Source organism: Nocardioides marmorisolisilvae (assembly GCF_003725775.1).
GTDB classification, from domain to species: Bacteria; Actinomycetota; Actinomycetes; order Propionibacteriales; family Nocardioidaceae; genus Marmoricola; species Marmoricola marmorisolisilvae.
The window spans coordinates 714,306-723,378 of the sequence record NZ_RJSG01000001.1 but is presented as its reverse complement, the minus strand read 5'-3'; the positions used below and the strand labels follow the sequence as shown (position 1 = coordinate 723,378).

Sequence of the window (9,073 nt, the reverse complement as noted above, 5' to 3'; positions counted from 1 at the left end):
GCGTCTCGAAACCCGTCCTGGTGCTCCGCGGCGAGCTCGACCGCGAGTCCCTCAGCCTCGCGGTCCTCCAGCTCAAGCGACCCGAGGAACGACTCGGTTGGCTGGCCGACCACCTCGACGAGCTCGACGGCTCCGGGATCATCTACACGCTGACCGTTGCCGCGGCGAGCGAGATCGCGGACTTCCTGCGCGACCGCGGGCACAACGTCGCGGCTTACTCCGGGCAGACGGAAACCACCGAGCGCCAGGTGCTCGAGCAGGACCTGCTGGCGGGCCGGTTGAAGGCGCTCGTGGCCACCAGTGCGCTGGGGATGGGCTTCGACGCAATGCTCGGGTTCGTCATCAACGTCGGTGCTCCAGCCTCCCCGGTCGCCTACTACCAGCAGGTCGGTCGTGCCGGACGTGGCACCGACAAGGCGACGGTGCTGCTGCTGCCGGCCTACGAGGACCGCGACATCTGGCGCTACTTCGCCTCGCTCGCCTTCCCGCCCGAGCAGCACGTCCGGACGGCACTCTCCGCGCTGGAGGCGCACGGTGGCGCGATGTCGACCGCGACCCTGGAGACCTTCGTCGAACTCTCCCGCAACCGGTTGGAGATGATGCTGAAGGTCCTCGACGTAGACGGAGCGGTGCGACGCGTCCAGGGTGGCTGGACCTCCACCGGGCAGGACTGGGTCTACGAGCAGGAGCGCTACGACCGGGTGGCGGCCGCGCGCCGCGACGAGCAGGCGCTGATGCTCGAGTACATCGCCACCGACCGCTGCCGAATGCGGTTCCTGCGCGAGGCGCTCGACGACCCGGGCGCGACCGACTGCGGGCGGTGCGACAACTGCGTCGGCCTCCCGGTCTCCGCCGACGTCTCCGAGGCGTCGCTCCGGGGTGCGGGCGAGCGGCTGGCCCGTCCCGGCGTCGCGGTGCAGCCCCGGAAGCTGTGGCCGACCGCGCTGGCCAATCTCGGGATCGAGCTGTCCGGCAAGATCACGGGTGCGGACGAGGGGCGGGTCGTCGCCCGGCTCACCGATCTCGGGCTCGGTCAGGCGCTGCGCGACGTTTTCCGTCCCGGGACCCCGGACGCCGAGGTCCCGGCAGCCCTGGTCCAAGGAGTGCTGGCCGCGCTGACCGACTGGCAGCCCAAGCCCGACGGCATCGTCGGCTTCGAGTCGCGCACCCACCCAATGCTGGTCGACAGCCTGGTCGACGGACTCTCCCGGGTCGGCCGGATCCCGGTGCTCGGGCGGGTCGTGATCCGCAACGACGACATCGGACCCGGGCAGGGCGCGACCAACTCGGCGCAGCGGGTCGCGGCGATCAGCCGGCGCTGCACGCTCGACGCTCCGGAGGTGGCCGGCAAGCGCATCCTGCTGGTGGACGACCTCATCGTCTCCGGTTGGTCGATGACCCTCGCGGCCCACTGGTTGCGCGAAGCGGGCGCCGAGGCGGTGCTCCCGCTGGCTCTCGGCAGCGAGACCTGAAAAAGATCGCCCCCCGACCCAACCGAAGACCGCGCTCGTCGGTCTGAAGGGGTGAAAGGTGGTGCACATGGACCTCGACGAGTCGTTCACCGCGTACGCCGGCGCCCGCTGGCCCGCGCTGTACCGGCTCGCCGTCCTCCTGGCAGGCGAGAGCGATGCCGACGACCTCGCCCAGCAGGTGCTCTTCCAGGCGTACCGTGCCTGGGACCGGGTGATGGCGGCTTCCTCCCCGGACGCCTATGTCCGCAAGATCATGGTCAACACCCTTATCAGCCAACGGTCCCGGCATCGGCGCGGACTCGAGCTGGTCACCAGCGGCCGGGTCGATGACCGTGTCGCCTCCGTCGAGGACGACGTCGTGCAGCACGACGAGCTCTGGAACCGGATCTTCCTGCTTCCGCCGAAGCAGCGGGCCGTGATCGTGCTCCGCTACTACGAGGACCTCTCGGAGCAGGCCATCGCTGATGTCCTGGGCTGCGCGCCCGGCACCGTCAAATCGCAGGCGGCGGCCGCCCTGAGGACACTGCGGATCGGCTACGACTCCGCGTCCGACCTCTCCGCGTCCGGAGGAACCCATGCCTGAGCCCACCCTCGACGACCTCCGGTCCGTGCTCCAGCAGCACGCAGACCGGCCCAGGGTCCCCGACCTGCCCCTGGATTCGCTCCAGGAGCAGCTCGAAACGCACCGGCACGGGCGCCGTCGTCGTGCTGCGATCGTGGCCGTGCTGGCGGCGGCCGCGGCAGCGGTGGTCGTGGTGACGGTCCCGGGACTCGGGGTCCGCCACGACTCCGGCAACCCTGCGCCGGCGACGAACCTGCCGACACCGACCCCGACGGCAGACGGATTCCGCCTCCCGCGGGGAGGCCCGCCCGAGGTCGCCTACACGGCAGGGACCCAGCTCTTCGTCCCCGGCCCCGACGGGCCGACCAAGGTCGTCCTCGACGGACAGCCGACCAGCCTGCACCAGGCCGGGAACACCCTGATGGTGAACCTTGACGAGAACCGCGTGCGCGTCTTCACCTTCGGCTCGAAGAGCGACCTGGTCGACGAACCGGCGACCGGCGCCAGTGTGCTCTCGGGCGACGGCCGCTACGCGGCGTGGGTCAAGCCGGGAGGCGGCAAGCCGGTGGTCGTGGTCCGCCGACTCGATGGAACCCAGCCGGCGGACCGGTCGATCACTTTCCCGGTTGCACCGGCCGCCGACGACCCGCTCCGCCTGGTCGGCATCACCACGGACGGGCGTCTGCTTGCGTGGATGGGCGGGCAGATGGCGACCTGGGTCTGGGACTTCGCGCACGGCGGGGACGTGGTCGAGGTGCGGAAGCTCGAGAACCCGCGACCGCAGCGGGGCCAGAACCCCGGCCTCGGCATCGTGCAGCAGGTGATCGGCAACCGCTTCGTCGTCCAGTACGACGGCGGCGGGCACGACCTGGGGGACATCGCCCCGGACGGCTTGTGGAAGCCCGAAGCTCGGAACCCCGACGACGGGGCGGCCTCCCTGTTCGGGGAAACCTTGTTCTCGCCCGACGGGAAGTCGGCCGTTGAGGTCCAAGGAAGCAACGTCTTCGCGTACGTCGGCGCCTCGGCTTACGAGCTTCCCTTGCCGGACGGGACCACCGAGGCTGCTGCGACCTTCGAGAGCGACACCCGCGTTCTCTTCGCCCTGGAGCCCGATGCTGAGAACCGCACGGTCGTGGTCCGTTGTACGGCACCCGCGGAGACCGACTCGGTGCCCGGAGGATGTGAGCAGGCTGCGGTCATCCAGGGGAGCTACCTGCTGCCGCAACGCTGAGGTTCCGCTCAGCCCTCCTCGTTGCGGACCTTCTCCAAGCGGGTCGCGAGCAGCTCGCGCCGGTGCGCGTTGCCGGTCAGGTCGACGTAGCCCTGGCCGAACACCGCGAGCAGCGCGTCGTCGAGACGGCGGACCGCGCCCGGCGGGTACTTGTAGGACAGCCGGGCGTTGATCATCTCGCTGTCGACGGAGGAGAGCAGCGCGTCGAGCTCCTGGAGCGAGGTGATCCCGAGCTCGAGCAGCAGCCCGGAGATCCAGGCGTAGTGGTCGGTGCGCGACCAGCCGGCGTCGGCGTACTGGCCGGAGAGGAACGCGGCCAGGTCCTGCGCCGAGAGCCGCGGGTCGCCCGGGTCCTCGCCGTCGCGGGGTTGCGGGACGGCTGCCTGGATCCGGTCGCGGATCTCGGAGAACTCGCGGTCGGCCAGCTCGAGCAGGCCGGCGGCCAGGGTGAACCGGCGGTCCAGGTCGGGCACGTGCTCCTCCGGGACGGTGCCCTTGTAGCGGATGTCGTGCTCGAACTCGGCCCACGCGTGCTGGAGCACCGTGCGGATCTGCACCGAGGCGGGGCGCACCAGCGGGGCTTTGCGGTCCTCCACCAGGACGTGCCGACTGGCGTAGCCGAAGCTGCCCCTGCTCGCGGTCTCCATCGCCATGTCCCGGTCGTCGAGGACCCGGAGCTGGTCGGCGAGCAGGTCGGCGACCGCGGCCACGTCGCTGAGCACGTAGGTGATGACGCGGACGCCGCACTGGTCGGTGATGCCGCTCATCGGGTCGTCGTGGGCCGGCGAGCCCGGCAGCGAGCGGTTCGCCTTGGCGGCGAAGGAGGGGACGCTCTTGGTCCGGCCGGTCACCGAGAGGTAGTTGATGCCGGCGTCGTCGAGCAGCCGAGTGACCAGGTCGATGTAGGCGTCGGTGACCTCGAGCAGGCGCGGCTGGAGCTCGGCGTACGCCTGGACGGCGCTGTGCACCGGCCCGGTCGAGGCCGGTCCGGAATCCAGGTCCGCTTCTGTGCTCACCGGACCATCATGGCCGTTGGGTACCGGAGTCAGCGACCGACGAGCCCGTGCTCGTGCGCGAAGACGACGATCTGGACCCGGTCGCGCAGCGCGAGCTTGCGCAGGATCGCACCCACGTGGGTCTTCACCGTCGACTCGCTGGCGAAGATCAGCTCGGCGATCTCGGTGTTCGACAGACCGCGGGCGACGGCCGCGAAGACCTCGCGCTCCTTCTCGGTCAGCGCCTCGTACGCCGGCGGTGCCGGCGTACGGGCCTGGAACTGGCCGTCGAGCAGGACCGTGAGGTCTTCCGGGGCGAGCACCGCGTTGCCGGCGTGCACGGTTCGGATCGCGTCGCGCAGCATCACCGGCGTGGTGTCCTTGAGCAGGAACCCGCTGGCGCCGTGCCGGATCGCGGTCGCGGCCCGGTCGTCGAGGTTGAACGTCGTCAGCACGATCACCCGGACCGGCTTGCTGCGCCGCTTGACCCGGTCCGGGGAGAAGATCTGCCGGGTCGCCTCGACACCGTCCATCTCCGGCATCCGGATGTCCATCAGCACCACGTCGGGCTCGAGCTCGTCGACCAGCCGGACCGCTTCCAGCCCGTCGGGAGCAGCACCGACGACGGTCATCCCGTCCTGGGCGTCGATGATGACCGCGACGCCCTCGCGGAACAGGTCCTGGTCGTCGACCAGCAGCACGGAGATCTCGGAGGTCATCGCGGAGCTCATCCCGGTGCTCATCTCGGTGCTCATCTCGGGCGCACCGGGATCCACGCGGTCACCGTGAAGCTGACCCCGTCGGACTCGTCGCGCTTGCGGACGTCGAGCCGTCCGCCGACCGCCTCCAGGCGACGACGCATGCCGGTGAGGCCCTGACCGCTGCCGATCGGGATGGCGCCGGTGTCGTCCGGGCTGCCGCTCATGTTCCGCACCTCGATCCTCAGGTCCTCGCCCCCCAGGCCACTGTCGGGCCAGTGTCGCTCGACGCGGACCGGCTGGTCGCGGCGGCCGTACTTGATCGCGTTGGTGAGCATCTCCTGGAGCACCCGGTACGCGACCACCTCGAGCTCGGGCGGCAGCGGTTGCCGGGTGCCGATCTCCTGGGAGTCCAGCTCGTGACCGCCACCGCGGATGCCGTTGATCAGCGAGTCCAGGCCGCCGTCGCGCGGGGCCGCCGGTGCCTTGGTGGCCGACAGCACCTGGCGCACGTCCTGGAGCGAGGAGCGCGCCGAGGTCGCGATCGTGGCCATCGTCTCCTTCAGCTTCGCGGCGTCGTCGGGTTGGTACTGGGCGGCCTCCGCCTGGGCGAGGATCACCGCCAACGAGTGACCGACCACGTCGTGCACGTCGCGGGCGAGCTTGGCCTGCTCGTCGCGCAGCCCGGCGATCTCGTGGGCCTGCTCCGACTCGACGTTGGCACGTTCGGCATCGGCCTGGGCGGCGCGCTCGGAGATCCGGGACTCGGTGGCGCGGGTGCTGAACCGGAGCGCCAGACCGGCGAGCCAGGGAGCGGCCAGCAGGATCGTGCCGAGCACCGCCGCCGCGACCTGCCAGGTGGTGCCGGTCGCACGCACCGCGTCGAAGATCCGGTTGTACTGGGCCCGGTTGAGCATGGCCACGAACAGGTCCGGGCTCGCGAACGCGGTGGCCAGCACTCCCGCGACGGGGATCGAGGCACCGCTGATCGCGACCGTGATGGTGCGGCCCCACCGCGCAGCGCCGAACGCCACCACCGCCATGGTGACCTGCACCAGCATCAGCTGCACCGCGGAGACCAGCTGGAAGCCGCACACCAGCCAGACCAGCGCCAGCGCCGCGCTGGGCAGCCGCCGGCTCAACGACACTGCAAGCGCCGTCAGGGCCGCGATCCAGATCAGGCCCAATCGGGTCTGCGAGGTGATGTAGTCCGTGGTGAACGCCTCGACCAGGCCGAGGGCCAGGACGAGCAGTCCGCCGACGGCGTCCGGGACCCAGTTGCGGGGCTCGGCCCACACCTCGTCCCACGTCATGCCGGTAATGGAACCACGCGGCCCGACGCCGCCAGCGCATCGGTGACCAGCAGGTCGAGAAGGTCGGTGTAGGAGATGCCGGCCGCGGCGAACATCTTCGGCACCTGGGACGCCGCCGTGAAGCCAGGCATCGTGTTGACCTCGTTGAGCACCGGTCCGTCGGCGGTGAGGAAGAAGTCCACCCGGGCGATGCCGTTGCAGCCGAGAGCGTCGAAGACGCGCACCGCGGCGGACTCCAGCGAGGCGAGCTCGGCCTCGTGCAGCGGCGCCGGGATCCGGAAGTCGGCACTGCCGTCGTACTTGGTGCCGGCGTCGAACAGGCCGTCGACCACGATCTCGAGCGCGGGTGCGACGGCTCGGGTGCCGTCGGGGCGAGCCAGCACGGCGAGGTCGATCTCGCGTCCGACGACGACGTCCTCGACCAGGATGCGGTCGTCCAGCGCGAACGCGGCGGCGAGGGCCGGACCGAGGTCGGCGGCGGTGCGGACCAGGGCCACTCCCTGGCTCGATCCGGCGGCGACCGGCTTCACCACCACCGGGTGGGTCCACCGGTACGACGAGTCCTGGGTCAGCAGCACCCCGGGCGCGGTCGCCACCCCGACGTTCGCCGCCAGGAGCTTCGTCGCGTGCTTGTCCATCGCCAGGGCCCCGGCCCGCACCCCGGAGCCGACGTACGGGACTGCGGTCAGGTCGAGGAGCGCCGCCACGGTGCCGTCCTCGCCCCGCGGTCCGTGCAGGGCCGGGATCGCGACCGCGCACGACTGGAGCAGCGTGATCGCGTGCGGCAGGGCCAGCCCGACCCCGTTGGCGTCGGACCACCTGCCGTCGCGTCCGATCGTCAGACGGACCGGCCGGTACTTGGTCGGGTCGAGCGCCGCGGCGATCCCGGCGGCCGAGGCGAGGGAGACCTCGTGCTCGCAGTTCTGACCGCCACCGATGACGGCGACCCGGGTGCTCACGACAGCCTCCGCAGGCTCGTCGAGGAGGGGGTGTGCACCCGCTCGAGGCGGCCCCCGAGGCCGGTGACGATCTCGTGCTCGGGAACCCCGGCGGCATCGGCCCACGCGCGCACGGTCGGCTCGCCTGCCCGACCGGGTCCGAAGACACAGGCGAGGTCGCCGAGCTCGGCGGGGGTGTCGCCCAGGTCGACCACCGTCATGTCCATCGAGATCCGGCCGACCACCGGGACGCGCCGACCCGAGATGAGCACCTCGGCGCGCCCGGAGGCGGAGACGGGGAGGCCGTCGGCGTACCCGACGGGCAGCAGCGCGAGCCGGGTCGCCCGCGGTGCCTGCCAGGTGTGCCCGTACCCGACGCCGGTCCCGGCGCGGACCGAGCGCAGCGCGACGATCGGCGCGGTGAGCGTCAACGCCGGACGCAGATCGGTCGTGCGGCTGGGGTCGATGCCGACCAGGCCGGCGCCCACCCGGCTCATCGTGTGGTGGGAGAGCGGGTCGAGCAGGGTCGCCGACGTGGCGGCGAGGTGGCGCTGGGTCGGTCGCAGCCCGGCGCCGCGGGCGACCTGGAGACCCCAGGCGAACCGGGTGCGGCCTGCCGCGTTCGACGGGTCGGTCGGTACGTCGGCACAGCCGAGGTGCCCCATCAGCCCGACGACAGTGAGCTCACCGCGCAGCTCGGCACGTCGCGCGGCCCGGCACAGCCCGGCCCAGGCGCTCGGGGCGGCGCCGTCGCGCGCCATCCCGGTGTCCAGGTGCAGGTGCACCCGGGCGCCCCGACCGGCGGCGATCACCGCGTCCAGGTGCTCGCGGCTGGGCACTGCCACCTCGATGTCGCGGGCCACGGCCGAGGCCCAGTCCGCGTCCACCGGGTTCAGCCAGGAGAGCACGGGTGCGACCAGGCCGGCGTCGCGCAGGGCGAAGGCCTCGTCCAGCGAGGTGACCCCGAGCCGGGTCGCTCCGTGCACCAGCGCGGTGCGCGCCACGTCGGCAGCACCGTGGCCGAAGCCGTCGGCCTTGACCACGGCCATCAGCTCGCCGGCGGTCCGGCGCGCGAACAACCGGGTGTTCACCGCGACGGCGTCCAGATCGATGGTCAGCCGCGGGCGGGTGGGGAGGGCCGCGACGGCGACCGGCTGCGGGCGGCTCATGCCGCCGCGCTCGCGAGCAGGGCCGGACCGTAGAGGGCGGCGTCGGCGCCGGTGACCAGCGCCCAGTACCGGTCGCCGTAGGACCAGTGCCACCACTCGGTCGGGTAGTTCACCAGGCCGACGACCCCGAGCACCTCGGCGAGCAGGTCGCGGTGCGCCCGGGCGTCGGCGCTGATCCGGGTGGAGTCGAAGTAGCAGCGACCCTGCGACTGCTCGGGCGTCGCGTCGATCGGGGTGCCCAGGTCGAGCGGGTCGCCGCAGGCGTCGACCAGGGTCAGGTCGACCGCGGCCCCGGCGACGTGCGGAGCAACGGCGAGCGGTGCCACGTACCGACTGGTCAGCCGGTCGAGCTCGGTGGCCGAGATGCCGGGGTGCAGTGCGCAGACCTCGGCGGAGTACTGGGCGAGGATCGCCTGCTGGTCGGCCGGCGACCGGTGTCCCTCGACCACCCGCAGTCCGAGGCCCGCCGGCAGCAGGCCGGCGGCGACGCCCAGGCGGGTGGCGAGGGAGGCCCGGACCAGCGCGCGAGCCGGCCCGAAGGAGGAGTCGAGTGCGACCAGGGGTTCGCCGCACTCGACGACGGGGACCGCCGCGACCTGCGGGTCCGAGAGGAGGATCGTCATGCCCCTACGGTCGCCTCCGACGCGGGTCGGCGGCCTCCACCTGGGGTACCGAAACGGTGTCCTCGAGGACGA

Annotated in this window: 9 protein-coding genes; 3 read left to right on the top strand and 6 right to left on the bottom strand. The window is 72.1% G+C overall.

Annotated features, from left to right (window positions below; translation table 11 throughout):
• The 3 genes from EFL95_RS03695 to EFL95_RS03685 form a co-directional block, all read left to right on the top strand.
• Positions 1-1,472, top strand: a 1,472-nt coding sequence (locus tag EFL95_RS03695) for a helicase-related protein (RefSeq protein WP_123232727.1), incomplete at its 5' end; no start/stop codon positions are given.
• Between the two features lie 67 nt (positions 1,473-1,539).
• A complete protein-coding gene (locus EFL95_RS03690) occupies positions 1,540-2,055 on the top strand; it encodes a SigE family RNA polymerase sigma factor (protein ID WP_123232648.1) in 516 nt (171 codons plus the stop codon).
• Entirely contained in the window at positions 2,048-3,265 is a 1,218-nt protein-coding gene (locus EFL95_RS03685) for a hypothetical protein (RefSeq protein ID WP_123232647.1), read from the top strand. Before EFL95_RS03690 ends, EFL95_RS03685 begins: the two co-directional genes overlap by 8 nt.
• A gap of 8 nt (positions 3,266-3,273) precedes the next feature.
• Here EFL95_RS03685 and EFL95_RS03680 read toward each other — a convergent pair whose 3' ends face one another.
• From EFL95_RS03680 to EFL95_RS03655, 6 genes are read right to left on the bottom strand one after another with little or no spacing between them, the layout of a single operon-like run.
• Positions 3,274-4,281: a GTP pyrophosphokinase gene (locus EFL95_RS03680; RefSeq protein ID WP_123232646.1), complete on the bottom strand. Its 1,008-nt coding sequence runs from the start codon at positions 4,279-4,281 to the stop codon at positions 3,274-3,276.
• Positions 4,282-4,310: 29 nt separating this feature from the next.
• Positions 4,311-4,979, bottom strand: a complete 669-nt coding sequence (locus EFL95_RS03675) for a response regulator (protein ID WP_123232726.1) — start codon at positions 4,977-4,979, stop codon at positions 4,311-4,313.
• Between the two features lie 32 nt (positions 4,980-5,011).
• Positions 5,012-6,271, bottom strand: a complete 1,260-nt coding sequence (locus EFL95_RS03670; RefSeq protein ID WP_123232645.1) for a sensor histidine kinase — start codon at positions 6,269-6,271, stop codon at positions 5,012-5,014.
• Complete coding sequence (locus EFL95_RS03665; RefSeq protein ID WP_123232644.1) at positions 6,268-7,230, bottom strand: D-alanine--D-alanine ligase family protein; 963 nt, start codon at positions 7,228-7,230, stop codon at positions 6,268-6,270. The genes EFL95_RS03670 and EFL95_RS03665 overlap by 4 nt, the downstream gene beginning before the upstream one ends.
• Positions 7,227-8,378: an alanine racemase gene (alr, locus tag EFL95_RS03660; RefSeq protein WP_123232643.1), complete on the bottom strand. Its 1,152-nt coding sequence runs from the start codon at positions 8,376-8,378 to the stop codon at positions 7,227-7,229. The genes EFL95_RS03665 and alr overlap by 4 nt, the downstream gene beginning before the upstream one ends.
• Positions 8,375-9,001, bottom strand: a complete 627-nt coding sequence (locus EFL95_RS03655) for a M15 family metallopeptidase (RefSeq protein ID WP_123232642.1) — start codon at positions 8,999-9,001, stop codon at positions 8,375-8,377. Before EFL95_RS03655 ends, alr begins: the two co-directional genes overlap by 4 nt.
• Positions 9,002-9,073 lie beyond the last annotated feature (72 nt).

Bases quoted from the DNA above. Each gene is read 5' to 3' on its own strand.
- EFL95_RS03690 (WP_123232648.1), top strand. From the start codon at position 1,540: ATGGACCTCGACGAGTCGTTCACCGCGTACGCCGGCGCCCGCTGGCCC.
- EFL95_RS03685 (WP_123232647.1), top strand. From the start codon at position 2,048: ATGCCTGAGCCCACCCTCGACGACCTCCGGTCCGTGCTCCAGCAGCAC.
- EFL95_RS03675 (WP_123232726.1), bottom strand. From the start codon at position 4,979: ATGACCTCCGAGATCTCCGTGCTGCTGGTCGACGACCAGGACCTGTTC.
- EFL95_RS03670 (WP_123232645.1), bottom strand. From the start codon at position 6,271: ATGACGTGGGACGAGGTGTGGGCCGAGCCCCGCAACTGGGTCCCGGAC.
- alr (WP_123232643.1), bottom strand. From the start codon at position 8,378: ATGAGCCGCCCGCAGCCGGTCGCCGTCGCGGCCCTCCCCACCCGCCCG.
- EFL95_RS03655 (WP_123232642.1), bottom strand. From the start codon at position 9,001: ATGACGATCCTCCTCTCGGACCCGCAGGTCGCGGCGGTCCCCGTCGTC.